This window comes from Carboxydothermus pertinax (assembly GCF_001950255.1).
Lineage (GTDB): Bacteria > Bacillota > Z-2901 > Carboxydothermales > Carboxydothermaceae > Carboxydothermus > Carboxydothermus pertinax.
The window spans coordinates 1-25,876 of record NZ_BDJK01000008.1; the positions used below are offsets into that span (position 1 = coordinate 1).

Genomic DNA, 25,876 nt, shown 5'->3' on the forward strand with positions numbered 1-25,876 from the left:
TAATTTCCAGTTTTCAAAGAACAATTTTTATAAAATCGAAACGGTTTTTATTACCGTTTAAAGATTATTTCTAAAATCATTATACGAGGGGGAGAAAAAATGGCGAAAAAAAGCTGGATGGTGTTTTTAGCTATTGCCCTTATTATGCTGGTGGCGGTAACACCTTTATGGGCGGGGCAAAGTAAGGGTATTACGGTAAAAGACTCAAAAGGAAACGTTTTTACCTTTAAGAGCTATCCTAAGAGAATCGTGTCGCTTGCTCCAAGCAATACCGAGATTTTATTTGCCCTTGGATTGGATAAAAATATAGTTGGAGTTACTAACTTCTGTGATTATCCGGCGGCAGCAAAAAAGAAAGCTAAAGTTGGCGATGCATTTAATGTTAATGTAGAAAAGATCGTTAGTTTAAAACCTGATTTAGTGGTGGCTCAAGATACTATTTCCCCAGACGCGATTAAAAAGCTGCAGAATTTAAAGGTTAAAGTTTTTGTTTTAAAAGAGCCAAAGAACTTTAATGATATTTTAAATAACATTAAGCTGGTTGGCAAAGCTACTGGTAAATATTCAAAAGCTGTAAGTATTACTAATAACATGCAGTCGAGATTAAATAAACTCACTGCGAAGTTAAAGAAATACAATAAACCATCAGTCTTGGTAGAAATTGATTATACCTATGGCTTATATGTTGCCGGACCGAATACTTTTGTCAATGACATCCTTGTAAAAGCCGGAGGCAAAAACGTTATCACCAGTGGTAGTTGGGTTTCCCTTTCCGACGAAAAGCTTTTAACTTTAAATCCTGATTATATCTTGCTTGCGGATACTGCTTATTTAAAACCGGATCAACATCCATATAAACGGGAGCTCTGGCAGGGCTTGCGGGCTGTTCGGGAAAAGAGGGTGATTGACAGTATTGACCCCAATTTAATTGTCCGCCCAGGCCCGCGGAGTATTGATGGGGTTGAAAAGTTAGCCAAAGCCCTTCATCCCGGTCTAAAATAATTTTTATTGCTAATAAAAGGTGAGATAATGAAATCTTGGTGGGCAAAATTACTTTTAGGAGGAGTGCTATTACTCCTCCTCCTTATTTTTAGTGTTTTACTTGCGGCTAATTTAGGAGCTGTAAAAATTCCTCCGGCTAAAATTTTAATGGAACCTTATAAAACCATCTTTTTTAAAATTAGGCTTCCACGAATTGCCTTAGGTCTTGGAGTGGGATCAGCTCTTGGCTTGGCGGGGACGGTTTACCAGGGTGTATTAAAAACTCCTTTAGCCGATCCATACATTTTGGGAGTATCTTCCGGGGCTGCGGCGGCAGTAGCTTTACTAACTCTGCTAAAATCTTTTCCCTATTATGTTTTGCCCTTTGGGGCGTTTTTAGGAAGTATAATAGCATTGCTTTTAGTTTTTTTAATTGCCCGAAAGCCAGAACCTAATCGGTTAATCCTTGCGGGGATTATTGTGAATAGTTTTTTAGGAGCGGTGGTAACTTTTGTTTTAGCAGTAAGCCGGGAAAATATGCCCCGGATTATTTACTGGTTAATGGGGGGACTCAATAATAAAGGATTTAAAGAAGCTGGAGTGCTCGGCTTATATGTTTTTGCCGGGTTTATTTTACTCTTTGTCCTGGCTCGGGACTTAAATGCTATGAGTTTTGGAGATGACACTGCGGCTCAGCTGGGGGTTGAGGTTACAAAAAAGAGAGTTCTTTTTTTAATGCTGGCGAGTTTTTTAACTGCAGGAGCGGTTAGCTTTGCTGGAACTATAGGTTTTGTGGGCCTTATAGTACCGCAGGTGGTGGAACTTATTTTTGGCAAAGATTTTCGGGTTTTAATACCTCTGTCTACCTTAGCAGGAGGAGTCCTCTTGGTGATAGCCGACGCTTTAGCCCGGAGCATTTTGGCCCCTTCGGAGCTTCCGGTAGGAGTTATTACTGCCTTTATCGGCGCTCCTTTTTTTGCCTATCTTTTTATAAGGCGGGATCACCATGCTTAAAGGTATTAACCTGGTCTTTGGCTACGGCAGCGCAAAATTATTTGCTGGTATAAACATCGAAGTTTTACCGGGTACGTTTTCGGTAATCCTCGGGCCTAATGGAGCAGGTAAAACTACCTTACTTAAAATTTTGGCCGGTTTTTTAAAACCGAAGAATGGTACGGTGGAAATAAAAGGAAAAGAAATTTTAAAGCTACCAGCCAAAGCACGAGCTAAGCTACTGGCCTATGTGCCCCAGGAACCCGAAACCTTACGGGATTATACCGTCTGGGATACGGTAATGATGGGGAGGTATCCTTACCAGGGAGTTCTGGGGTTGGAGACTAAAGCGGATTTTAAAGCAGTAAAAAAAGCTATAGAAACTGTAGGTTTATCAGGTTATGAAGAGCGTACCCTTTTAACCCTTTCAGGAGGGGAGAGGCAGAGGGTTTATATAGCCCGGGCTTTGGCCCAGGAGGCCGATTACATCCTTTTAGATGAACCTACCAATCACCTGGATTTATTTTATCAGGTAAAAATATTATCTCTTTTAAAAAATTTAGCAGCTCAAGGAATCGCCGTTTTAGCTGTCCTGCATGACTTAAACTTAGCTTCCTTTTTTGCCGATAAACTTTACTTGTTTTCGGAAGGAAAACTTATTACCGGTGAGGCTAAAGAAGTTTTAACCTTTGAAAACATATATAAGGCCTATAGTGAGCCTGCTTTAGTGGTAAATCACCCGGTTTTAGGTATACCTCAAATACTGCCTTTAATTATTAATAAAGTTAATGGCGGTGAAAAGAAGGTACATATCATAGGCGGTGGTGGCATGGCGGGCAGGATTATGCTTTTAGAAAGAAAGCTTGGAGCCCAAATATCGACAGGCGTTTTAAACAAAAGCGACAGTGACTGGCAGACAGCAAAAGCTTTGGGTGCGGAAATTGTAGAAGAAGAACCCTTTTCGCCCATCTCCCTGGAAAGCTATCAGCGGCTTTTAGAGGTGTTACAAAAAGCGGATAAGGTAGTGGTGGCTCCGGTACCAATAGGTCCGGGAAATCTAAAAAATATTGAGGCTCTTTTAGAAGTTTGCCCGGAGAAAATTTATATTGTAAAGCCGAAAGAAATGGATAAAAGGGATTATACCGGTGGGAGAGCTACTTTTATAGTTAATAGCCTTTTAAAGGCCGGCGCGAAAGAGTATCCTTTGGCTTAAAACTGTGACTAAAGTCATAGCTTTAAAAGAAAGCTAAAGCTAAAATAAAGAAAAAACGGTAAGGGGAAGAGAGCATGCGCTGGACCAAAGAAGCCCTGGAATATATGAACAATGTTCCCTTTTTTGTTCGGGAAAAGGCCAAAAAGAAGGTAGAGGAGTGGGCGCGGCAAAAAGGAGTAGAAGAAATTACGATGAATGAAGTGATGGAAGCCCGGGGGAAAATGACCGCCCGGGATGTGAGGGATTCTAAGCCGCAAAAGCCGAAAATTGCGGTAGTACGCTGCGATATTGTCTCCGAGGTCTGCCCGGGAATTGGTTGTTTTAATAGCTTTAATAAGCGGGAGCAGCAGTTTGCCCGCTATGGACCGGAGGCGGAAATGATTGGCTTTTTCACTTGCGGAGGCTGTTCCGGTCGCAGAGTTTCACGGCTTATTGAAAAGTTGCTTCCTTACGAGTTAACCCATGTCCATTTAAGTTCCTGCATGTTGCTGGAAGGAGATTACCCTAAATGTCCTTTTAAAGAGCAAATTAAAAAGACAATTTTAGCCAAAGGGGTGGAAGTAATTGAGGGCACCCACCATTAACCCTGCTGCAATGCAGGGTTTTTGATTTATTTTTTCTATATAAATATTAAATAGTATAATTAGAAGATTAATTATTAAAAAAACAAACAAAAATAATAGATAAAATAACTCCTAAATACCTTAAATTAAAGAAAATATGACAATCTTCGACAAAATATATTTATATTGAAAAAATATAAAATATATTGTAAAATACCCTAGAAAGCTTGTTTTCTCAGGGGGAGAATTCATGCAGTTAACCAAACAAGGGGAGTATGCTTTAATTGCTATGATGGATCTGGCAAAACTGCCCAAGGGTCAGGTAGTACCAGTTAAAACCCTGGCGGAAAGGCTTATGTTGCCAGAAGCTTTTTTAGCAAAAATAGTTCAGTCACTGGTTAAAGCTGGACTTGTATATACGGTAAAAGGGCCTCAGGGGGGTGTTGCTCTTCTAAAAGATCCTGAAAAAATTACCGTGCTGGAAGTGGTAGAAGCGGTGGAGGGGCCGGTAGTTTTAAGCCAATGTATAAACCATCCGGATATTTGTGAGAAAGTAGAAATTTGTCCTTTACATGATATTTGGTCAAAAATTCAGCAAAAGTTAATCGAGGAATTTTCCTCGCATAATCTTTTAGTTCTTTCCAAAAAAGGCCAGAAAAGTGGCTTTTTAGCGGAGTAACTATGAAGCCCTTAGAAGACCGTTCCAAGATTCCGCTTTATGGAATAATAATTCTTCTTTTAGGAGTAATCTTTTATTTTTGGGGGACAAAGCCTGAAGAGGCGCCAGTTAAAGAAGCTTCAGGGGAAGAGGTTGTGGTTCTTAATACCGAAAAAAGCAGTAGCAAGGTAGTAGTCCAGGTAGCCGGGGCGGTTTATAAGCCGGGGGTATATTCTTTAGAGGAGGGCTCTAGGGTAAAAGATGCCCTAGAAAAAGCTCAAGGAATGCTGCCTTCTGCCGATGATAGCAGTATTAACCTTGCGGCCAAAGTGACCGATGGGCAAAAAATTTACATCCCTTTTAGAGGCGAAAATCAAGCTCCCAGTGCTCCGGTAAACAATGCTTTTGGTAAACCAAGTCCGATGCCAAACCAAAGCAATAAAGTAAATATTAATACGGCAACCCTTGAAGAATTGGATAAGCTTCCCGGGGTTGGACCGGCAACGGCAGCAAAAATTATTGAATACCGGGAACAAAACGGACCCTTTACTACTATTGAGGACATCAAAAAAGTTAAGGGTATTGGAGATAAAAAATTTGAAAGTTTAAAAGATTATATAACTATTAATTAGAGGTTGCTATGGAATTTTATCTTGCTTTAATTTTTTACCTTTTGGGAATTGTACTAGCCGATCAGGGAGTTATCCCTTTTCGGCTATTTCTGTATTTGACGGTTTTTTTGCTGTTTTTGGGTTATATCTTTTTACCCCGGGACCGCAAAAGTTGGGCGGTTCTTTTGGTGGCTTTTTTGTTACTTGGAGGGATAAACCTAAAGTTTCATGTAAGTTCAGATTTTTCTCAAGGAGAGTATCAAGGTCTTTGCCAAGTAGTGGAAGGGTCTACGGTAAAAAATGAACAAAATACTTTTAAAGTGATTGATGTAAAAACAAAAAAGACTTATTTAGTTCGGGAAAAAGAAACAGTTTTAAGACTTCCGGGAGATATTTTAAAAATTTCCGGTACTTTTAAAAAACCAATTCCCCCGCAAAATCCCGGCGAGTTTAACTATCCAAATTATTTAAAACGGCAAGGGATTTATGGGGTATTATACGCCCAAAAAACGGAAAAAGTTGGGGTTAAAATTACTTTTCTTCGCCCCTTGGCAGCAATTAAAAATTATCTTAAAGATAAGTTAAATACTTATTCGCCCCAAACAGCGGCTTTGTTAAAAGGTTTATATCTGGGGGATGATGAAGAAATTTCTCCGGAAGTTTACGATAGTTTTGCCAAAACCGGGGTAGTCCATATCTTAAGCGTAAGTGGTCTGCATTTAGGGTTAGTGGCGGGGGCAGTTTATTTTTTGGGAAGACAAGTAAAGCTTTCCCGGAGAAAGCAAAATTTTACCACTTTAATCCTTTGCTTTTTATATACCGCTTTAACCGGCTTTAATCCTGCAACGGTGCGGGCTTTTTTAATGCTGCTGTTTTTAGTTGGCGCTTTTTTCCTGGGCCGAGATTATCAGCCGGTTTATCATCTTCTTTTAAGTGCCTTTTTTTATCTTTTACTAAAACCCCAGGACCTTTTTTCTACGGGTTTTCTCTTATCGTATTTAGCCACCCTGGGGATATTTTTGCTGGGCTTACCTTTAGCGGAAAAATTAAAAAGCTATTTACCTTCTTTTCTATCCGATACCATCGGGGTTACTGTTGGGGCGCAGATTTTAACCGAGCCTCTAGTGTATTATAATTATTCCCTTTTTGCGTCTGCCTCAATTTTAGCAAACCTAATAATTGTCCCGCTCACCAGTATTATCATGGCTACAGGAGTTTTGGGTTTATTTTTACCACTATTAAAACAAATTACCGAAATATTAACAGCTTTAACTTTAAAAATAAACAGTCAAATGGCTTTAATTCCAGGGGCGGCAATAGCAGTAAAAAAGCCTTTAATTTTAGTAATTTTTCTTTTTTATGGTGGATTATTTCTGGGATACCTTTTGCTTGTAAAAAAAGAAAGATTGGATATAGTAAAATACTGCCTAATTGCCTTTTTAATTTTAGGATTATTTTTAATTCCCAAAGAACACGGCAAAACTGTCTTTCTTGCCGTCGGCCAAGGGGATGCAGCGGTGATCCATACTTGGCGAGGACGTACAGTTGTGGTAGATACTGGGCCCAAAAACGAAAATTATGATGCTGGTAAAAAGATTTTAGCATATCTTCGGCAAAGCGGAACGGGGGTCATCGACCTTTTAGTGTTGACCCATCCCCATAATGACCATTACGGTGGCGCCCAAACGCTTATCAAAAGCGCTAGAGTAAAGGCGCTCCTAATTTCTCCTTATTTAGGAGAGGAGCCGGAATACCGGGAACTTTTAAATTTTCTCCAACTACGAAAAATAAAGATTTATTATGCTAAAACCACCGAAATAGTAAAAATCGATGATGTTACTTTACAGATATTAGGGCCAGAAAAGATCTATTCCGGTACCCGTTCTGATCCCAACAATAACAGTATTGTGCTGGCGGGTAAAATTGGGAGGAAAACTTACTTTTTTGGAGCGGATATCGAGAAGGAAGCGGAGGAAGACTTAGAAAGTAAGCTTTTGGCCCATTATGACGTGGTAAAAATACCCCATCACGGTAGTAACTTTTTTTCGCCGGGTTTTATGAAAAAATTAAAGTTTAACTATGGAGTCATTTCTGTTGGTCGAAATAATATTTATGGCTTTCCCGGGAACAGACTGATGGCAGTTTTAAAGGGTAAAGGAAAACTTTGGCGCACAGACCTTGAGGGGGCCCTGGTTGTCGAAAATTACTAATTTATATTAAAATTAAAGAAAAAAGTTACGGGGTGGAAGGATGATCGATTTAACACCTCTTTTGACTTACTACTATTTTACGTTGCTTTCCCAAATATTAGAAAATATTGCATCCCTGCAGTCGGTAAGTCCTGTATCGGCTTCTAAAAGCTTAAATTTTGCCGACTTAATTTCTGTAAAAGAAGCACCAGCGTTCTCATCTTCGGAAAAGATGATATCAGATATTGTAAAGGAGCTTTCGCAAAAATATGATATACCTTACTCCCTGGTCATGGCGGTAGTAAAACAGGAGTCAAACTTTAACCCTAAGGCTACTTCGCCCCGGGGGGCTATGGGGCTAATGCAGTTAATGCCGGGAACGGCTCGGATGCTGGGAGTTCAAAATCCCTACGATCCAAGAGAGAACTTAGAGGGCGGTATTAAATATTTAAAATCCCTTTTAGATCGCTTTGGTGAGGTGGAGCTGGCCCTGGCGGCTTATAATGCCGGCCCGGGTAATGTAAGAAAGTATAACGGAATTCCACCTTTTGCCGAAACCAGGGAATATGTCCAGAAGGTGCTAAATTGGCAAAGGATTTATCAAGGAGACGATAATGGCGATGCTAGCTTACGAACGGTTTAAAAACGCTTTAAGCCGCGGGGTGTTAAAACCCCTTTACCTTTTTTCCGGGGAAGAACGGTATTTTAAAGAGCGGCTTTTTGGGGAAATTAAAGAATACTTAGGAAATAATCGGGATTTTAATTATGAAGAGCTAGACGGTCAAGAAATTTTAACCGAAGATATAGTGGCCAAGGCGGAAACGGTATCTTTTTTTGGCCAAAAGTTTCTTATTGTGAAAAATTGCCGCTTTTTTTCCGGTAAAAGTGAGGACGAACTTTTGATAAATTATTTTCAAAATCCTTCCCTGCAAGCGATAATAATATTTTCTACCGAGCATCCTGTAGATAAAAAGAAAAAAGTATACCAGGAATTACTAAAAGTGGGGGAAGAGTTAGAGTTTGCACCGTTAAAAGAAGAAGAGGTGCAGGAAATTATCACGAACTGGGCTTTAACAGAGGGCTTTACGATAGAAAAGGAAGCGGTATTGGTATTGGCTCAAAGCTTTGGCCGGAGCTTGATAGAATTAAAAGGAGAGTTTAATAAATTAATACTTTATAAACTTTTAGAAAAAAAAATCACCTTGCAAGACGTTTTAGAGGTTTGCGGCCAGGACAAAGAGATTTCAGTTTTTTATCTAGTTGAAGAGCTTTTATCCGGGAAAATAAACCGGCGAAAATTAAAAGAACAGCTTTTAAATCAAGAGGAAGCAATTAAATTTACCGGTCTTATTGCTAAAAATCTGCGGCAGATTTATTCCGTAAAATATCTGCAGCAAAAAGGGAAGCCTTTTACAGAAATTGCTAAAACTTTAGGGATTCCAGAATGGCTTGTAAAAAAAAGTCTGCGGACAATGTCCCCCTTAACCCTGGATCAGTTAAAAACAAGGCTTCTAGGATTAGTTGAGCTGGATGAAAAAATTAAAACCGGTGAAAAAGATTTCCCCGGTTTATTTGAAAAGTATTTTTTAGTTTGGAAAAAATAAAAACCCGGAATTCCCACCGGGTATTTTTTATGAGGCTTTATAGACAGAGTTAAATTTCCGGGTGAGCCGGGATTTTTTCCTGGAGGCGGTATTTTTATGAAGTACGCCTTTGGTCACCGCTTTATCTAAAGCCCGAACAGCTTGGCGCAAAAGCTCTTGAGCTTCTTCTGCTGGTTTTACTTTAAGGGCTAGCTCAAACTTTTTAATTGCGGTTTTTACAGCTGAACGGATGGCTTTATTCCGCATGGTTCTTTTCCGGATGAGTAAAATCCGTTTCTTCGCAGACTTGATGTTTGCCACCGATCTCACCTCCTAACAGCAAGTATTCTACCAGAGATATCAAAAAAATGCAAGAACACCTTTTTGTTTTTTAATCAAACAAAACACAAATTGTATAATATTTAAAATTTTGGGCAAAGCTTTAGAAGGAGGTGAGAATGAGTGGCAACAGTTGTAAAAACCCTTATATCAGCAATAACATTGATTGGAGTGAGCATTTTAACCCCGGGGTTTACCGTGAAAGGAGGAATTGTTGGAGCATTAATTGCGGCTATTGTTATTTCCCTGCTGAATTACCTTGCAGGGCAAATCATAGGAGAAAAGGGAAGAGGCTTTACGGGTTTTATAGTGGCGGTTTTAGTGCTGCTTCTTGCTCGCTACCTCGTTCCTAAATATTTAGTTGTTACCGTTCCGGGAGCCATAATTGCTGCTTTAATTATTGGTCTGGTGGATAAATTTATTCCAACAACTTTGAGGTGACTCATAATTTGGTTTAAAAAAACATATATATTTTGTACCAAAAAAAGCGGGAGAATAGAAATAATGGAGTATCGGGCTAAGGTTTTACGTCCAAGCTCATTAGGGTTATATTTGTTAATTTATACAATAGCACTGGGTATCATTGCTACCTTGATTCCCAATAATGCACCGATGCTGGTGGTCAAAGGCATAAAAAATAGCGCTCTGGTGGAAGTATTAAAAGTTAGTCTTTGGGGGGAAAGCCGGGGGGCATATTTACAAAAGACCCTGGGGTTTAGAATTGCAAACGACGAAGAAGAGAGTTCTGGAAGTCAATATATTCTCTGGTTATTAACTGGCGCGAAAATAAATGACCCCTATTCGCTTCTGTTAGCTGGTTATCCAGTTTTGAACGGCGAAGGGGAAAAAATGGTTGCCTTTGAAGAAGGAGAAGACCCAGTCATAGCTGCTGGAGAGCCTCTAGTTGGGATTTATTGCACTCATACTGGAGAAAGCTATGAAGGAGACGGTGGAGGAGAGCGGGCTTTAAAGGGGCAACCGGGGGAAGTGCTCGATGTTGCCCGGGAACTGGCAAGAAGGCTTGAGGAAAAAGGAATAAAAACGATTTTAATTGATAAAGTTCATGATAATGATTACAATAGTTCTTATGGAGAATCCAAAAAAACAGTATTAGAACTTTTAAAAATAAAAAGTTTAAAGCTCATCATTGATGTTCACCGGGATTCCCAGGCGGCGAAAAACTACCGCACGGTTTTGGTAATGGGTGAGGAAATAGCACCGGTAATGTTTGTGGTGGGCAAGGGGGAGAGACTTCCCCAGCCTCACTGGCAGGAAAATGAATTTATAGCTAAGAAAATAATTTCCAAAACTGAAGAGCTGTATCCTGGATTAATCCGGGGAATACGCTACAAAGGAGGGAGGTTTAATCAGCACCTCTCGAGCAGTATGGTTTTAGTGGAGATTGGCAATGTCAATAATACTTTAACTCAGGCTAAAAAGTCAGCAAGTCTTTTAGCTGATGGCATAGCTAATTACCTCCAACATTAAAGCCAGTAGTGCTGGCTTTATTTTTTTTTTCTTTCCCAAATTAAGAAAAAGTGATATATTTTTTAAAGGATTTAAAATTAAGGGAAGGGACAGATAATGAGCACAAGAAAAAACGTTGCCAAGGCTGCAGGGATTATCTTAGTTATGGGTATTCTTTCCCGGATCTTGGGTTTTGTGCGGGAACAACTTTTGGCGGTCAAATTTGGGGCAACAGGTATCAGTGATGCTTATGTTGCGGCTTTTACGATACCGGATTTTCTTTATAACCTCTTGGTAGGTGGGGCTTTAAGTGCGGCTTTTATTCCGGTTTTTTCTTCTTACTTAGCAAAAAATGAGGAAGATGAAGCCTGGAAAATGGCCAGTACGGTTATAAATCTTGTAATTATAATCATGCTTGTTTGTATTGGCCTCGGGTTTTTATTTACTCCTGAACTGGTAAAATTAGTTGCCCATAAGTTTACCGGTGAGCGACTTAATACGACTATTAAACTTACCCGGATTATGTTGCCAGCAGTTTTATTTACCGGGTTAAACGGGTTTTTAATGGGGATGTTAAATTCTTATAAGCATTTTTTAACTCCAGCTTTAGGTAGTGTTATTTATAATATTGTAATTATTCTTTCAGGGTATTTTTTAGCAGGAAAGCTGGGGATTACCTCCTTTGCCCTTGGGGTAGTTGCCGGGATGATCTTAAATTTTACAGTGCAGGTACCTAGTCTTGCCCGGTATGGACTTAAATACCGGCCAGTAATTGATATTTCCCACCCTGGGGTGGTAAAAATGGCCAAACTAATGGTACCGACCCTTTTAGGCTTGGCTGTAAGCCAGATTAATCTCATCGTCAACCAGAACTTGGCTTCCGGCTTATCTGAAGGAAGCATCATGGCCTTACGGCTTGCTAACCGTTTAATGTATCTACCTTTAGGCCTTTTTGCAGCGGCTATCAGTATGGCCATTTTTCCAACGATGACCAGTTTCGCTGCCCGGGGAGAAATGGAGAATTTTAAAAAAAGTGTTGCTATGGGTATTAAATCTATTTGGTTTATAATTTTGCCTGCAGAAGTAGGATTAATAGTTTTAAGCGTACCAATTGTCCGGCTTTTATTTGAAATGGGAGCTTTTACTCCAGAAATGACCAGAGCTACTGCAGGGGCTTTGGTATTTTACAGCCTTGGTTTATTTGCTCACTCTGCTTTGCAGATAATTCTACGGGGCTTTTATTCGTTGCACGATACTTTAACTCCAGTTACTACTAGCCTAATAACAATCTTTTTAAATTATATTTTAAATGTGACTTTTATCAGCTACCTGGGACACCGGGGACTTGCTTTGGGATTTTCTATTACAGGTTTATTTGACTTTTCTATTCTTTTATGGCTATTTAGGAGAAAAGTTGGCAAAATTTACGGTAAAGATATTCTTGTTTCGGGTTTAAAGTCACTTATGGCTTCCCTTTTAATGGGAGTAGTTGCTTATTCGATAGCCCATTATTTATCCGGTATTGCGGTAACCAAACACGGCCAATTAATTCAGGTAGGAGCAGCAATAGCAGGGGGAGCTTTAGTTTATGCTGCAACTACTCTTTTCTTAAAGATGGAGGAAGCAATGTTTTTCTTAAATCTTATTCGAAGAAAAGTTTAACGGAGGTTTACTATGGCCAAAAGGCAGGAGTATATAAGGAATTTTTGCATAATTGCTCATATTGACCACGGGAAATCAACTTTGGCGGACCGGCTTTTAGAGTACACCGGTGCTTTATCGGAACGGGAGTTAAAAGACCAGGTTTTAGACCAGATGGAGCTGGAACGGGAACGGGGTATTACTATTAAAGCCCAGGCAGTTAAGCTTACTTATAAAGCTAAAGATGGAAATACTTATTATTTAAACTTAATTGATACTCCGGGCCACGTCGATTTTACTTACGAAGTTTCCAGAAGTTTAGCAGCTTGTGAAGGGGCACTTTTAGTGGTTGATGCCTCCCAGGGGATTGAAGCGCAAACTTTAGCTAATGTTTACCTGGCAATGGAACATGATTTAGAGCTTATACCGGTGGTAAATAAAATAGACCTTCCGAACGCTGAGCCGGAAAGGGTTTTAAAGGAAATAGAAGAGGTAATTGGCCTTGATACCAGTGAGGCAATTTTAGCTTCGGCAAAAACCGGCCAGGGGATAGAAGAAGTTTTAGAAGCAATTGTTAAAAGAATACCGCCTCCTAAAGGGGATGAAGAGCAGCCGTTAAAAGCTCTTATCTTTGATTCTCATTATGACCCCTATAAAGGAGTAATAGCTTATATCCGCCTGGTTGAGGGCTATATTAAACCGGGGATGAAAATAAAAATGATGAGTAATGATAAAGAGTTTGAAGTTACTGAAGTAGGTATCTTTAAGCCTTATCTTACCCCGGTGGAAGGGCTATGGGCAGGAGAAGTCGGATTTATTGCGGCAGGGATAAAAAATGTTCGTGACTGCCGGGTAGGGGATACCATTACCAGTGCTGTAAATCCTGCTAAAGAGCCACTTCCGGGCTATAAACAGGCCAAGCCTATGGTTTTTTGCGGTCTTTACCCGGTGGAGTCGAATCAGTATGAAGATTTAAGGGATGCCTTAGAAAAACTAAAATTAAACGATGCCTCCCTTTCCTTTGAACCGGAAACGTCCGTGGCTCTTGGTTTTGGTTTTCGCTGCGGTTTTTTAGGCCTATTGCACATGGAGATTATTCAGGAACGTTTAGAACGGGAATATGGCTTAAATTTAATTACCACCGCCCCTAACGTTATTTATCGGGTAGTACAAACCAACGGTGAAGTTTTGGAAATTGATAATCCTGCTAAATTACCGCCGGCTGGAAAAATCGACCATATCGAAGAACCATATGTTAAGGCAACCATTATGGTACCTAAAGAATTTGTGGGTAATATCATGGATTTATGTATTGAACGCCGGGGTATCTTCTTAAATATGGAGTATCTTTCGGAAAGTCGGGTAATGCTTACTTACGATTTGCCGTTGGCGGAGATTATTTATGATTTTTTTGATCAGTTAAAATCCCGCTCTAAAGGTTATGCCTCTTTAGATTACGAATTTATCGGTTATCGGCCGGGAGATTTAGTAAAAATGGATATTTTAATTGCGGGAGAACCGGTAGACGCCCTTTCGGTAATTGTTCACGAAGATAAAGCTTATTACCGGGGACGGCAACTGGTAGAAAAACTTAAGGAGTTAATCCCGCGGCATCTTTTTGAGATTCCCATTCAAGCGGCGATTGGGTCTAGAATTATTGCCCGCGAGACGGTAAAAGCTTTAAGAAAAGATGTTTTAGCTAAGTGTTATGGTGGCGATATTACCCGGAAGAAAAAACTTTTAGAAAAGCAAAAAGAGGGTAAAAAACGGATGAAACAAGTAGGGCGGGTAGAAATACCCCAGGAAGCTTTTATGGCGGTGTTGAAAATTGATACGGACAAATAAAGCTAGAGCTTTGTATATTCATCTACCCTTTTGTCTTAAAAAATGTAACTACTGTGCTTTTACCTCTTTTCCCGGAGCTACGGGTGAAGAGGTATTTTCGTATTTAAACCTGCTGGCAGAAGAGTTAAAACAAAGAGAACATTTGTTAAAAAAGCCTAAAACAATTTATGTAGGGGGGGGAACTCCTACTTATCTTTTACCCCAGGCTTTAGAAAAACTGGGAGAAATTTTAGCTTCTTTTATTACTGAAGAACTTTTGGAATTTACTTTTGAAGCAAATCCTGGAATAATAAATAAAGAAAAAATCCGTGTCTTAAAAGAAATGGGAGTAAACCGGATAAGTCTGGGAGCCCAATCTTTTAACGATGCTGTTTTAAGAAAAATGGGAAGAGCTCATACGGCCATCCAGCTAATTGAGGCATATAATTTATTAAGGGAAGAGGGGTTTAATAATATAAATTTAGACTTAATTACAGGTTACCCCGGTGATAGTAGGAAAAGCTTTTTAGCATCCCTGATGACGGCAATCAATCTAAAACCAGAACATCTATCCCTTTATGACTTAAAAGTGGAGGAAAATACCCGGCTTTATGAGGAGGTTTTAGCCGGTAAGGTAATTTTGCCGGTTGAAGATGAAGTGGCCCAAAGCTGGGAAGAGGCTATTATTCTTTTAGAACAAAATGGTTATGAGCGGTACGAAATTGCTAATTTTGCTAAAAACCAGAACTATTCTCGCCACAACCTTACTTACTGGGAAAACCAACCTTATCTTGGGCTTGGACTTTCGGCTCATAGCAAAGTGGGATTTCTAAGATTTTGGAATCCGGATAATCTAAAGGATTATCAGTATATGCTTAAAACGGGAAAATTTTTTGATTTTGAGAAGTTAACTTTAGAGGAAGATGCCAAGGAGGAGATTATCTTAAAGTTACGGCTTAAAGCTGGATTAAACCTTAAGGAATTTCGGGAAAAATATCACTGGGACTTTTTAGAACAGTATGGGGAAAAAGTGCAAAATTTTGTTAACCTTGGGTTAATGGCTCTTGAAGGCGAAAGACTTTTTTTAACCCGCAAGGGAAGTTTTGTGGCCAATACCCTTTTAATTGAGTTTATCTAAGCTTGACAAAAAATGCTGGGCAGTGCTATTTTTAAGTTGAAAGTTAGCACTCAATTAATGCGAGTGCTAACAAAAGGGGTGAGGCGGTATGATTGATGAGCGCAAAAGAAAAATTTTAATGGCAATAGTTCAGGATTACATCTCTACCGCTGAACCGGTAGGGTCACGAACTATTGCTAAAAAGTATGACCTTGGCATAAGCCCGGCAACTATTCGGAATGAAATGGCCGATTTAGAAGAAATGGGCTATTTAGAGCAGCCCCATACCAGTGCCGGAAGAATCCCTTCAGTTTTGGGATACCGGTATTATGTTGATTACTTAATGGAAAAACCTACTCTAAGCAAAGAAGAGGAAAACTTTATCCGGAAAGTTTATGAAGATAAAATAAACAGCATAGGAGAATTATTGGAGAAAACCGGGAAAGTTTTATCAAGTCTTACCCGCTACACTGCGGTAGTTATTTCGCCCGAAGCTGGAAAAGTACCATTAAAGCATCTTCAACTACTCCTTTTGCAACCGGGCAAAGTGTTATTAATAGTAGTATTGGAAGATAGTTCCTTACACCACCGGGTTTTTGAAGTTCCCGGGAACATTACTACCCAGGATTTGGAAAAGGTTTCTGCAATTTTAAATGCCAAGCTTTTAGGTGTAAATCCGGAAAAGATACGTACTTCCCTCCTCCGGGAAATATATTATGAATTGGCTCAGCACCAAAATTTAATCAATATTACTTTAGAGCTTATAAGTAGTTTAAACCAGGACGATCAGGAAAATAGAGTTATTTTAGGGGGGTTAATAAACCTTTTTAACCAACCGGAATTTAGAAATGTAGAAAAGGTAAAGACCCTTTTAAGTCTTCTGGAACAGGAAGAAAAAATAAAGGAAATCTTTTCCCAGGTAAATTTAGGGGTAAATGTAAAAATTGGAAGGGAATTAAATATTAAGGAAATTGAGGATTGCAGCATGATTGCCGCAGGTTATTTCTCCTATGGAAATAGCCGGGGGTTTATTGGGGTTTTAGGCCCCACTCGGATGGAGTACGCTAAAACTGTGGCTACAGTGGAGTTTTTAAGCAAATATTTATCGGAAATCTTTGGCAATAAAAACTATTAGCAGGAGGATTGGGTTTTTGAAAAAAGAAAGCCACACCCAGGAAATAGAAGAACGGTATCAAGCGCTTTTTTCCAATGCAGCGGCGGTAAAGGCTTTGACCCAGGCAGTAGCCAGTAGCCTGGGGCCAAAAGGCTTGGATACTATGCTGGTAGATAGATTCGGGGAAGTGGTAGTTACCAATGATGGGGTAACTATTTTAACCCTGATGGAAGCCCAGCATCCGGCAGCCCGGATGGTGGTCAACATGGCCCGGGCCCAGGAACGGGAAGTAGGTGATGGCACTACCACCGCTGCGGTTTTAGCGGGGGCTTTAGTTTCCGAAGGAGTTAACCAAATTTTAAAGGGTGTTCCTGTTTCTAAAGTTTTAGGGGGTATGACTAAAGCTTTAAATCATGCCCTTTCTCTTATTAAGAAACGTTCCCTTAAAGTTAAAAGTATTAGGGACGAAAAACTTTTGGCTGCTGCAAAGATTGCCGGCAGGGGTGATGAAAGGGTAGCGGTGATAATAAGAGAGGCTGCTGCTCTTTTAGAAGAAAAACTTCTTGACCCAGGGTTTAAACTTGCGGATTTAGTACTTGCCAAAGTAGGAGCTACCACATCCTTAATTCCCGGAGTAGTTATAAATAAAGCTCCCCTGTGGGAGGATGGTTCTAGGAAAATTGCTGGAGTTCACCTTTTGGTTTTAGATGATGGTTTATATCCGGAAGAAGTGGAAGGGGAAGCTTTGTCTTCCGAAGCTGGGTTTGCCCAGTATCTAAATAACCAAAAGATTTTTCAGGAAAATCTTTATAAACTGAAAGAATTAGGGGTAAACCTGGTGGTTTTAACCCGAGGTATTAGCGATACCGCCGAAGAGTTTTGTTACGAAAACGATATAATGGTGATAACCAGGATTACCCAAAAAGAGTTAAAACGACTTTTGGAGTTTACCGGAGCTCGGGCAGCTAAAAGGAGTTCTTTAAATAAACCGGCTGCGGAGCTCAAAAAAGTCTTGGGTTATGCCCAAACCGCTCTTTACGATGCCAAGCTTTCATTAACAGTTATCGAAGGGGGTGCTGGAAAACCTACCGCTACCATTTTAGTCGGGGCTGCTACCGATGAAGTGGTGGATGAGCAAGAGAGGATTGCTAAAGATGCGGCGGGAAGTTTTGAGGCAGCGTATCGGTTTGGCGTTTTACCAGGAGGGGGTTCTTTTCTGCTTTACTTAAGCCGGGAAGTTGAAAGCCTAAAAAATCAGCTAGCGGGTATGGAAAGTTACGGCGTCATGGCTTTTGCCGAAGCGCTCAAAGTGCCTTTTAGGGTGATGGCTGAAAATGCTGGTTTTAACGGGCTGGAAAAATTGGGTGATTTAATGACCCTTCAGGTCCAAAAAAATAATTATGCTTTAGGTTTGGATTTTGAAACCGGTGAATTTATTGATATGCTGGCCAAAGACGTGGTTGACCCTGCTGAAGTGGTTTATCAGGCGGTAAAAAATGCCAGCGAGGTGGCTATTTCGTTATTGAAAATTAATACCATTATAAAAATGAAAGATTATGAAGTTTTAAAGGAAGGTGAGCAGGAAGATGGAGGAAAAAGATAAAGAGGAAAAAATAACTGAAGAGAAGTTGGAACAGGAAGATAAAGAAGAGATTGCTGTGTCTCAAGAAGAGGATGGGAAAAAGTTGGAAGAAGAATACAAAAAATTAGAAGAAGAATACAATAAGCTTTTAGATGAACATAATCGCTTAAAGAATCAGTATTTAAGGTTGTATGCGGATTTTGATAATTACCGCAAAAGAGCCCAAAAAGAAAAAGAAGAGCTTTTAAAGTATGAGGGCTTTGAGTTGTTACGTAAGCTTCTCTCAGTGCTTGACAATTTTGAAAGAGCTTTAAAAGAAAAAGATAGCGAACCCAATAAGGTAATTGAAGGGGTTTTACTCACTCACCGGCAGTTATTAGAAATTTTGAATCAACAAGAGGTAAAGGTTATTGAGGCCCAAGGCCAACCCTTTAATCCTGAACTCCACGAGGCCTTAATGGTGGAGGTGCGAGAAGATTTGGAAGAAAATACAGTTATTGAAGAACTAGTGAAAGGGTATTTTTATAAAGATAAAATTTTACGTCCAGCTTTAGTGAAAGTTTCGAAAAAACAATAACATTTAAGGGGGTAGAGAAAAATGGGTAGAATTGTTGGGATTGACCTTGGAACTACCAACTCTTGCATTGCCGTAATGGAAGGTGGGGAAGTGACCGTTATTCCTAATGCCGAGGGTGGTCGCACTACCCCATCGGTAGTATCCTTTGGTAAAAATGGCGAACGGGTAGTAGGACAGGTGGCCAAACGTCAGGCTATTACCAATCCTGAGCGCACTGTCATTTCTATTAAAAGGCATATGGGAACCAACTATCGGGTGAAAATTGACGATAAAGAGTATACCCCGCAGGAAATTTCGGCGATGATCCTGCAAAAATTAAAGCAAGATGCGGAAGCGTACTTAGGGGAAAAAATTGATAAAGCGGTTATTACTGTACCGGCCTACTTTACCGATGCCCAGCGGCAAGCCACTAAAGATGCCGGGAGAATTGCTGGCCTAGAGGTACTAAGAATTATTAACGAGCCCACCGCTGCAGCTTTAGCTTACGGCCTTGATAAAGAAGGAGAACAAACCATTTTGGTTTATGACTTAGGCGGTGGAACTTTTGACGTTTCCATCTTGGAAATTGGTGATGGGGTATTTGAAGTTAAAGCAACCTCTGGTAACAACCGGCTGGGTGGGGATGATTTTGACCAGAGAATTATTGATTGGCTTGTGGAAAACTTTAAAAGAGAGCACGGTATTGATTTAAGGAATGATAAAATGGCTATGCAGCGGTTAAAAGAAGCTGCCGAAAAAGCCAAAATTGAACTTTCCGGAGTCTTAGAAACCCAAATCAATCTTCCCTTTATTTCCGCTAACCAAAATGGTCCATTGCATATAGATGTTACGCTTACCCGGGCCAAATTTAACGAATTAACCGCCGATTTAGTGGAAGCCACTATGGGACCAACCCGGCGGGCCTTAGAAGATGCCGGACTTAAGCCCGAGGATATTGATAAAATCCTTTTAGTGGGTGGTTCAACCCGGATACCGGCGGTTCAAGAGGCAATCCGCAAATTCTTTAACAAAGAGCCTCATAAAGGGATTAACCCCGACGAGTGTGTGGCCATTGGGGCGGCAATTCAAGCGGCGGTACTAGCCGGAGAAGTAAAAGACGTGGTACTTTTGGACGTAACACCCCTGTCCCTGGGGATTGAAACTTTAGGTGGGGTTTTTACCAAGTTAATAGAACGAAATACTACAATCCCTACCTCTAAGAGTCAAATCTTTACCACTGCGGCCGATAACCAAACCTCGGTGGAAATTCATGTTTTACAGGGCGAGCGGCCAATGGCTATTGATAACGTAACCCTAGGTCGATTTACCTTAACCGGTATTCCACCTGCCCCTCGGGGGGTGCCGCAAATTGAGGTCCGCTTTGATATAGACGTCAACGGCATTGTTCATGTTTCGGCCAAAGATTTAGGAACCGGGCGGGAGCAAAGCATTACTATTTCCAACACCAGCAATTTAACCGAAGCGGAAATAAAACGGATGGTGGAAGAGGCCGAACGGTATGCCGAAGAAGACAAAAAGCGTAAAGAAGAAGTCGAAGTTCGAAATCAAGCGGATAGTTTAATTTATCAAGCAGAGAAAACTATCAGGGAATTGAAAGATAAAGCAAATCCGGATTCAGTAGCAAAGGTTGAAAAAGCTGTTTCGGAATTAAAAGATGCCCTGAATGGAAAAGATGTCAATCAAATAAAAGCCAAAATTGAGGAACTAACTAAACCACTGTATGAATTAACCTCGAGCATTTACCAGCAGGCATCCAACCAGGGTCAGGCTGGAACTAACTCCCAAGGCAATGTTTATGATGCCGATTACAAGGTAAATGATGAGAAATAACTACCCGCAAAAGGCGGTGAGGTAATTGAAGCGGGATTATTACGAAGTATTAGGGGTAGCAAAAAACGCTACCCCTGAAGAAATAAAAAAGGCTTACCGAAAATTGGCGCGCAAGTATCACCCGGATGTTAATAAAGACGATCCCAATGCTGCAGAAAAATTTAAGGAAATTAACGAAGCTTATGAAGTTTTATCCGATCCGGAAAAAAGGGCCCGCTATGACCAATTTGGCCATGCGGGAGTAGATGGGAATTTTGCCGGCCAAGGAGGTTTTAGTGGCGGGGCCGGCATTAATTTTGAAGATATTTTTGGCAGTTTTGGCGGTTTTGGTGACCTTTTTGATATGGTTTTTGGTGGTGGGAGAAAATCCCGCCCGGGCCCTGTTCCCGGCGATGACTTAGAGGCGGTTTTAGAGCTTACTTTAGAGGAAGCGGTTTTTGGCGGGGAAAAAGAAATTAAAGTGACCCGGACCGAAACCTGCAGCCATTGCCACGGCAATGGAGCAGAACCGGGGACTCCCATCATCACCTGTCCAACCTGTCAGGGACGGGGACAGATTCACCAGGAAGTTAAAACTCTGTTTGGCCGGATGGTGAGAAGCCAGGTTTGTTCCACGTGCCGGGGGGAAGGTAAAATTCCGAAAACCCCTTGCCGGGAGTGTGGGGGAAGCGGTCTTGTGCGGAAGAGCCGTTCTCTTACTGTGAAAATTCCCCCGGGGATTGACCACGGGCATAGACTTAGAATTGCTGGAGGTGGGGAAGCGGGACGTTACGGTGGCCCTCCAGGAGATTTGTTTGTATATATAAAAATTAAGCCCCACAAGCTCTTTAAACGGGAAGACATTCACCTAAAACTGGAAAAAGAAATTACTTTTGTTCAGGCAGCTTTAGGAGCAAAGGTAGAAATACCGACTATCGACGGCGGAACAGAAATTTTAGAAATTCCCGAAGGAACCCAAACCGGTACGGTTTTTACGCTAAAAGGTAAGGGAGTTCCCGTGGTAAATGGCTCAGGCCGGGGAAATCTTTATGTAGCGGTAAAAGTAGTGACCCCGACCAAACTTACCGAACGACAAAAACAGCTTTTGCGCGAGTTTGAGGAAATATCGAAGCAAAAAAAAGAGGAAACCCTAAAAGAAAAATTTAATAAATTTAAAAATAAATTTGCGTTATAATTTATAAAAAAAGACAGGTGAGGCCGGTGAAATATCTTGAAGTTGCGGTGGAAGTGGAAAGCGGTTTTACGGAAACGGTAGCGGATCTTTTTTGGGAATTCAACACCGGGGGGGTAAGCATAGAAGACCCCCTTTTACTTTGGCAGTACATTAATGCCCAAATGTGGGATGCTTATGAATTCCCGGAAAAGGTTTTACAGGCCGAAAGAGCAACGGTCCGGGCTTATTTTCCTTTAACGGCAGATATTCATACCTTATTAGGGCAGATTAATGAAAAGTTAAAAGCTCTAGCTATCCCTTTTAACCTTTATTTCCAGGAAATAGATGACGAAGCCTGGGCTAATAGCTGGAAAAAATATTTTAAACCAATTGCAGTGGGGGAATTTTTAATAAAACCCACCTGGGAAAAGTTACCTTCCGGAGAAGAAAATAAAAAAGTTATTGAAATCGATCCGGGAATGGCTTTTGGTACTGGAACCCACGATACCACCGCCTTGGTTTTAGAAGCCTTGCCTAAGTATATCGCTCCGGGTAAAGTAGTGGCCGATGTGGGTACCGGTTCAGGGATTTTAGCCATAGCTTCTGCCCTTTTAGGAGCAGAGCATGTTTATGCTGTAGATATTGACCCGGTGGCGGTAAAAGTTGCCCGGGAAAATGTTATTTTAAATCGGCTTTCTGGTAAAGTTTCTGTAATTGAAAATGATCTTTTACACGGTTTTGCTACCCAGGTAAATGTAATTATTGCCAATATTATTGCAGCTGTAATTAAAGAGTTGGCCCCGGACGCTTTTAAAAAGCTTACTCCTGGAGGGATTTTCATTGGTTCCGGGATAATTTTGGAACGAGAACAAGAGGTTTTAGATAAACTTTTGGAATCGGGCTTTACTTTTGTGGAAAGGCAAAACCGTGGTGGTTGGTCCCTTTTGGTTGTACGAAAGGAGTAGGTTTGACGTGCCTTATTTTTTTCTACCCCCTGGTCAAATCCAGGGGGATTATGCTTATCTTACCGGTGAAGATGCCCGGCATGTGACAAAAGTTTTAAGAATAAAGCCCGGGGAAAAACTAACTTTGCAGGATGAACAAGATTTTCGCTATTACTGCCAGGTCGTAGCGGTACGCAAAGATCTGGTTCAATTGAAGATTCTTGCTAAAAAATATGTAAAAACAGTCCCACCGGTAGAAGTTACTTTAGTTCAGGGAGTAGCTAAAGGTGAAAAAATGGATTTTATTATCCAAAAGGCTACGGAAATAGGAGTATTTCGCGTTATTCCCGTGGAAACCCAGCGAACGGTTGTAATTTTTGATGAGCGAAAGAAAAAAGAACGTCGGGAAAGGTGGCAAAAAATAGCTTATGAAGCAGCAAAACAAGCGGGAGTTAGCCGGGTTCCAAAAATTTTGCCGGTTATTGATTTAAAAGCCCTTCCAGAATTTCTGGGAAATACTCTTCTTTTAGTTCCTTATGAAGGGGAAGAACAAATTTCGTTAAAAAAAGTTTTAAAAGAAACGCCGGTTAAGAAAGTAACGGTGGTCATTGGACCGGAAGGGGGATTTGCCCCTGGGGAAATTGAATACTTAAAAACTCTTGGATCAAAGACAGTAAGCTTAGGACCGAGAATATTGCGAACCGAAACAGCGGCCATAGCAACTCTATCCCTGGTTTTATATCAATGGGGTGACCTTGGAGGAGATTTTACGTGAAAAAGGTAGCTTTTTACACCTTAGGATGTAAAGTAAACCAGTACGAAACCGAAGCGTTAAAAGGGGCTTTTCAGGAAAAAGGATATGAGGTCGTGGATTTTAATGATTACGCCGATGCTTATATAATTAATACCTGTACTGTTACCCATTTAAGTGACCGGAAATCCCGACAGATGATTAGAAAAGCAGCCCAAAAAAATCCCGAGGCGGTGATTGCAGCGGTGGGCTGTTATGCCCAGGTAGCTCCGGAAGAAGTTTTAAAGATACCCGAAGTAAATCTGGTCTTGGGAACCGTTCATAAAAATCGTCTGGTAGAACTGGTGGAAAAAGTTTTTGCTGACCGAAAAAAAATTAATGCCGTGGCTAGTTTTGAAGAACTTGCCGAATTTGAGGAAATGCCTTTAAAACTTACCCCGGGGAAAGCCCGGGCGTTTGTTAAGATTCAAGAAGGGTGTAATAGTTACTGTGCTTACTGCATTATACCGTATGCCCGGGGGCCCCTTAGAAGCCGTAAGCTTACGGAAGTAGTGGCGGAGGTGAAAAGCCTTACCCAAAAGGGCTTTTCGGAAATAGTGCTTACGGGCATTCATACGGGAGCTTACGGCCAGGAGAAAAAAGAGCTTCCCAAGCTTGCTGATTTAGTAGAAGAATTATTTAAAATTCCAGAACTTAAAAGACTGCGCTTAAGTTCCATTGAACCCCAGGACTTTACCCTAGATTTACTAGAAGTACTGGCAAATAGCCCAAAATTTTGCCGCCATCTCCATCTTCCCTTACAAAGCGGTGATGACGAGATCTTAAAAGCTATGCGGCGAAAATATACCGCTTCTGAGTATTTAAGATTAATTGAAACTATAAAAGAACGTATTCCTGATATTGCTTTAACATCCGATGTTATTGTTGGTTTTCCCCGGGAAACCGAACAGCAGTTTTTAAACAGCTATAATTTAATTAAAAAAGCTGGTTTTATGGATGTTCACGTTTTTAAATTTTCTCCTAGGTACGGTACTCTGGCAGCTAAAATGCCTGGACAGGTACCAGAGCGGGAAAAAGAGCGGCGAAGTTTGTTGTTAATTAATTTAAAAGGTGAACTTTTTACCAACTATGCGTCGAAATTTATTGGTAAAACCTTAGAGGTTGTGCCGGAAGAATTGGGAAATGAAGGCCTTTGGGAAGGGCATAGCGATAATTATTTAAAAGTTAAATTTTCCGGCAATAATATTAAAAGAGGGAAAATTTATCCGGTAAAAATTACGGAAGTAAAAGAGGGATACGTTTTAGGGGAAATGCTAAATAACTAAAATTTTTCTTGCCAGCAGGAATTTAATAGTGTATTGTAGAATTATCTCCTCTTGTAAGGATTGGATTATACCTTTCTCCCGGGGGGAGGTGAAGGTATTATGGACTGTCTCTTCTGCAAAATTGCCCGGAAAGAAATTCCCTCGGCGCTAGTTTATGAAGACGACTTAATGGTAGCTTTTCGTGACATCAATCCGGTAGCACCGGTGCATATACTAATTGTACCTAAAGAGCACGTGGAAAGCCTTGCGGATTTAGGAGAACAACACCGGGAGCTTGCTGGACACTTGCTACTAAAAGCCCGGGAAATTGCCGAAAGGGAAGGAATCAGTGAGTCGGGATATCGCCTGGTGTCCAATTGCAGAAAAGATGGCGGTCAAGAGATTTACCACCTCCATTTCCACTTAATTGGCGGTAAACGGCTGGGAAAGTTTGCCTGATTAAGGCGGTAAAAGGGGTGGTATGGAGGGAGGGATAGAAAGTGGCAGAAGTTAGAGTTGGCAAAAATGAAACTTTAGATAGCGCGCTCAAACGCTTTAAAAGATCGTGCCAGAAAGCCGGCTTAATGGCTGAAATGCGCAAAAGGGAACATTACGAAAAACCGAGCGTGAGAAGGAAAAAGAAGGCTCAAGCCAAAAATAAGAAAAAGCGTTATGCCTAAGGTGATTGTATGTTAAACCGTATTGAACACGATTTAAAAGAAAGCATGAAACAAAGGGCAGCAGGAAAAGTAAGGCTTAATGTTTTAAGGATGGTAAAAGCAGCTATAAAAAATGCTGAAATAGAACGGGGAAGAAGTTTAACCGACGAAGAAATCCTTGGAATAATCCAAAAAGAAATCAAATCCCGCAAAGAAGTCCTACCCAACTATGAAAAGGCCGGACGAACCGAGGAAATTGCCAAAATAAATGAGGAAGTAAAAATCCTTAAAAGTTACCTTCCAGCTCAGTTAAAGGAGGCAGAGCTAGAAGAAATTATAAGGCAAACCATGGTGGAAGTTGGAGCTACAAAACTTTCGGACATTGGAAAAGTAATGCCAGCGGTAATGGCTAAAGTAAAAGGTCGGGCTGATGGGCGGGTAGTATCGGAGTTAGTAAAAAAGCTTTTAACAAATTAACATGAAAACCCTTCCGGCTGCATATTGATGTAGCAGGGAGGGTTTTTTTATGCCTAAAAAGTGGACAATTTCTCCGGGAGAAATTTTTGCCGATTTACCACGGGTAGTTTTTTTAGGCAGTGAAATGGTGATAGTAGAAGGCCACAAAGGGATTTTAGCATATTCACCGGAAGTAATAAAAATAAGCCGGCTTAAAGAAAAAATAATCCTTAAAGGAAAAAACTTAGAAATATTTTTAATTACTCCTGATGAACTGCAAATTACCGGACAGATTGAACGGGTATGCTTTGAAAGGGGGTAATTTTT

General features: G+C 40.6%; 27 protein-coding genes. 26 read left to right on the top strand and 1 reads right to left on the bottom strand.

Annotated features, from left to right (window positions below):
• The first annotated feature begins 99 nt into the window (after nucleotides 1–99).
• The 9 genes from cpu_RS02735 (at nucleotide 100) to holA (ending at nucleotide 8,812) form a co-directional block, all read left to right on the top strand.
• Nucleotides 100–1,002: an ABC transporter substrate-binding protein gene (locus cpu_RS02735; protein ID WP_075858467.1), complete on the top strand. Its 903-nt coding sequence runs from the start codon at nucleotides 100–102 to the stop codon at nucleotides 1,000–1,002.
• 27 nt (nucleotides 1,003–1,029) lie between these two features.
• Nucleotides 1,030–1,995, top strand: a complete 966-nt coding sequence (locus cpu_RS02740; RefSeq protein ID WP_075858468.1) for a FecCD family ABC transporter permease — start codon at nucleotides 1,030–1,032, stop codon at nucleotides 1,993–1,995.
• Nucleotides 1,988–3,187, top strand: coding sequence for an ATP-binding cassette domain-containing protein (locus cpu_RS02745; RefSeq protein WP_075858469.1), 1,200 nt, complete (start codon nucleotides 1,988–1,990; stop codon nucleotides 3,185–3,187). The genes cpu_RS02740 and cpu_RS02745 overlap by 8 nt, the downstream gene beginning before the upstream one ends.
• A 74-nt stretch (nucleotides 3,188–3,261) precedes the next feature.
• Nucleotides 3,262–3,771 (top strand): CGGC domain-containing protein, encoded by a 510-nt coding sequence (locus cpu_RS02750; RefSeq protein WP_075858470.1) that lies wholly within the window; start codon nucleotides 3,262–3,264, stop codon nucleotides 3,769–3,771.
• Between the two features lie 229 nt (nucleotides 3,772–4,000).
• Complete coding sequence (locus tag cpu_RS02755) at nucleotides 4,001–4,429, top strand: RrF2 family transcriptional regulator (RefSeq protein ID WP_075858471.1); 429 nt, start codon at nucleotides 4,001–4,003, stop codon at nucleotides 4,427–4,429.
• A 2-nt stretch (nucleotides 4,430–4,431) separates the two neighbouring features.
• Nucleotides 4,432–5,040 carry a helix-hairpin-helix domain-containing protein gene (locus cpu_RS02760; protein ID WP_075858472.1) on the top strand — a complete coding sequence of 203 codons (609 nt, stop codon included), beginning with the start codon at nucleotides 4,432–4,434 and terminating at the stop codon, nucleotides 5,038–5,040.
• 8 nt (nucleotides 5,041–5,048) lie between these two features.
• Complete coding sequence (locus tag cpu_RS02765) at nucleotides 5,049–7,229, top strand: DNA internalization-related competence protein ComEC/Rec2 (protein WP_075858473.1); 2,181 nt, start codon at nucleotides 5,049–5,051, stop codon at nucleotides 7,227–7,229.
• Nucleotides 7,230–7,269: 40 nt separating this feature from the next.
• The gene (locus tag cpu_RS14115; RefSeq protein ID WP_075858474.1) at nucleotides 7,270–7,851 is read left to right on the top strand and encodes a lytic transglycosylase domain-containing protein; all 582 of its coding nucleotides are present in this window, start codon (nucleotides 7,270–7,272) and stop codon (nucleotides 7,849–7,851) included.
• Nucleotides 7,823–8,812: a DNA polymerase III subunit delta gene (gene holA / locus cpu_RS02775; RefSeq protein ID WP_075858475.1), complete on the top strand. Its 990-nt coding sequence runs from the start codon at nucleotides 7,823–7,825 to the stop codon at nucleotides 8,810–8,812. The genes cpu_RS14115 and holA overlap by 29 nt, the downstream gene beginning before the upstream one ends.
• 27 nt (nucleotides 8,813–8,839) lie before the next feature.
• Here holA and rpsT read toward each other — a convergent pair whose 3' ends face one another.
• Nucleotides 8,840–9,112 (bottom strand): 30S ribosomal protein S20, encoded by a 273-nt coding sequence (gene rpsT, locus cpu_RS02780; RefSeq protein WP_075858476.1) that lies wholly within the window; start codon nucleotides 9,110–9,112, stop codon nucleotides 8,840–8,842.
• A gap of 141 nt (nucleotides 9,113–9,253) precedes the next feature.
• On the opposite strand from rpsT, the gene cpu_RS02785 reads away from it, so the two are divergent.
• The 17 genes from cpu_RS02785 (at nucleotide 9,254) to yqfC (ending at nucleotide 25,871) form a co-directional block, all read left to right on the top strand.
• Nucleotides 9,254–9,571, top strand: coding sequence for a phage holin family protein (locus cpu_RS02785; protein ID WP_075858477.1), 318 nt, complete (start codon nucleotides 9,254–9,256; stop codon nucleotides 9,569–9,571).
• A 63-nt stretch (nucleotides 9,572–9,634) separates the two neighbouring features.
• On the top strand, nucleotides 9,635–10,618 hold the full coding sequence (gene spoIIP / locus cpu_RS02790; protein WP_075858478.1) for a stage II sporulation protein P: 984 nt from the start codon (nucleotides 9,635–9,637) through the stop codon (nucleotides 10,616–10,618).
• 96 nt (nucleotides 10,619–10,714) lie between these two features.
• Nucleotides 10,715–12,259 carry a murein biosynthesis integral membrane protein MurJ gene (murJ, locus tag cpu_RS02795; RefSeq protein WP_075858479.1) on the top strand — a complete coding sequence of 515 codons (1,545 nt, stop codon included), beginning with the start codon at nucleotides 10,715–10,717 and terminating at the stop codon, nucleotides 12,257–12,259.
• A 12-nt stretch (nucleotides 12,260–12,271) separates the two neighbouring features.
• A complete protein-coding gene (gene lepA, locus cpu_RS02800; protein WP_075858480.1) occupies nucleotides 12,272–14,083 on the top strand; it encodes a translation elongation factor 4 in 1,812 nt (603 codons plus the stop codon).
• Complete coding sequence (hemW, locus tag cpu_RS02805) at nucleotides 14,067–15,200, top strand: radical SAM family heme chaperone HemW (RefSeq protein ID WP_075858481.1); 1,134 nt, start codon at nucleotides 14,067–14,069, stop codon at nucleotides 15,198–15,200. Before lepA ends, hemW begins: the two co-directional genes overlap by 17 nt.
• Nucleotides 15,201–15,288: 88 nt before the next feature.
• The gene (hrcA, locus tag cpu_RS02810) at nucleotides 15,289–16,314 is read left to right on the top strand and encodes a heat-inducible transcriptional repressor HrcA (protein WP_075858482.1); all 1,026 of its coding nucleotides are present in this window, start codon (nucleotides 15,289–15,291) and stop codon (nucleotides 16,312–16,314) included.
• Between the two features lie 16 nt (nucleotides 16,315–16,330).
• Complete coding sequence (locus cpu_RS02815; protein ID WP_075858483.1) at nucleotides 16,331–17,896, top strand: TCP-1/cpn60 chaperonin family protein; 1,566 nt, start codon at nucleotides 16,331–16,333, stop codon at nucleotides 17,894–17,896.
• The gene (grpE, locus tag cpu_RS02820; RefSeq protein WP_075858484.1) at nucleotides 17,880–18,452 is read left to right on the top strand and encodes a nucleotide exchange factor GrpE; all 573 of its coding nucleotides are present in this window, start codon (nucleotides 17,880–17,882) and stop codon (nucleotides 18,450–18,452) included. The genes cpu_RS02815 and grpE overlap by 17 nt, the downstream gene beginning before the upstream one ends.
• Nucleotides 18,453–18,473: 21 nt before the next feature.
• Nucleotides 18,474–20,282 carry a molecular chaperone DnaK gene (gene dnaK, locus cpu_RS02825; RefSeq protein WP_075858485.1) on the top strand — a complete coding sequence of 603 codons (1,809 nt, stop codon included), beginning with the start codon at nucleotides 18,474–18,476 and terminating at the stop codon, nucleotides 20,280–20,282.
• Nucleotides 20,283–20,307: 25 nt separating this feature from the next.
• The gene (gene dnaJ / locus cpu_RS02830) at nucleotides 20,308–21,456 is read left to right on the top strand and encodes a molecular chaperone DnaJ (RefSeq protein WP_075858486.1); all 1,149 of its coding nucleotides are present in this window, start codon (nucleotides 20,308–20,310) and stop codon (nucleotides 21,454–21,456) included.
• A 26-nt stretch (nucleotides 21,457–21,482) separates the two neighbouring features.
• A complete protein-coding gene (prmA, locus tag cpu_RS02835) occupies nucleotides 21,483–22,400 on the top strand; it encodes a 50S ribosomal protein L11 methyltransferase (RefSeq protein ID WP_075858487.1) in 918 nt (305 codons plus the stop codon).
• A 7-nt stretch (nucleotides 22,401–22,407) separates the two neighbouring features.
• A complete protein-coding gene (locus tag cpu_RS02840; protein WP_075858488.1) occupies nucleotides 22,408–23,154 on the top strand; it encodes a 16S rRNA (uracil(1498)-N(3))-methyltransferase in 747 nt (248 codons plus the stop codon).
• Nucleotides 23,151–24,455 carry a tRNA (N(6)-L-threonylcarbamoyladenosine(37)-C(2))-methylthiotransferase MtaB gene (mtaB, locus tag cpu_RS02845; protein WP_075858489.1) on the top strand — a complete coding sequence of 435 codons (1,305 nt, stop codon included), beginning with the start codon at nucleotides 23,151–23,153 and terminating at the stop codon, nucleotides 24,453–24,455. The genes cpu_RS02840 and mtaB overlap by 4 nt, the downstream gene beginning before the upstream one ends.
• A 96-nt stretch (nucleotides 24,456–24,551) precedes the next feature.
• Nucleotides 24,552–24,893, top strand: a complete 342-nt coding sequence (locus tag cpu_RS02850) for a histidine triad nucleotide-binding protein (RefSeq protein ID WP_075858504.1) — start codon at nucleotides 24,552–24,554, stop codon at nucleotides 24,891–24,893.
• A 41-nt stretch (nucleotides 24,894–24,934) separates the two neighbouring features.
• Complete coding sequence (gene rpsU, locus cpu_RS02855) at nucleotides 24,935–25,114, top strand: 30S ribosomal protein S21 (RefSeq protein WP_075858490.1); 180 nt, start codon at nucleotides 24,935–24,937, stop codon at nucleotides 25,112–25,114.
• Nucleotides 25,115–25,123: 9 nt separating this feature from the next.
• On the top strand, nucleotides 25,124–25,570 hold the full coding sequence (locus tag cpu_RS02860) for a GatB/YqeY domain-containing protein (protein ID WP_075858491.1): 447 nt from the start codon (nucleotides 25,124–25,126) through the stop codon (nucleotides 25,568–25,570).
• A gap of 49 nt (nucleotides 25,571–25,619) precedes the next feature.
• A complete protein-coding gene (gene yqfC, locus cpu_RS02865; RefSeq protein WP_075858492.1) occupies nucleotides 25,620–25,871 on the top strand; it encodes a sporulation protein YqfC in 252 nt (83 codons plus the stop codon).
• Nucleotides 25,872–25,876: the final 5 nt, after the last annotated feature.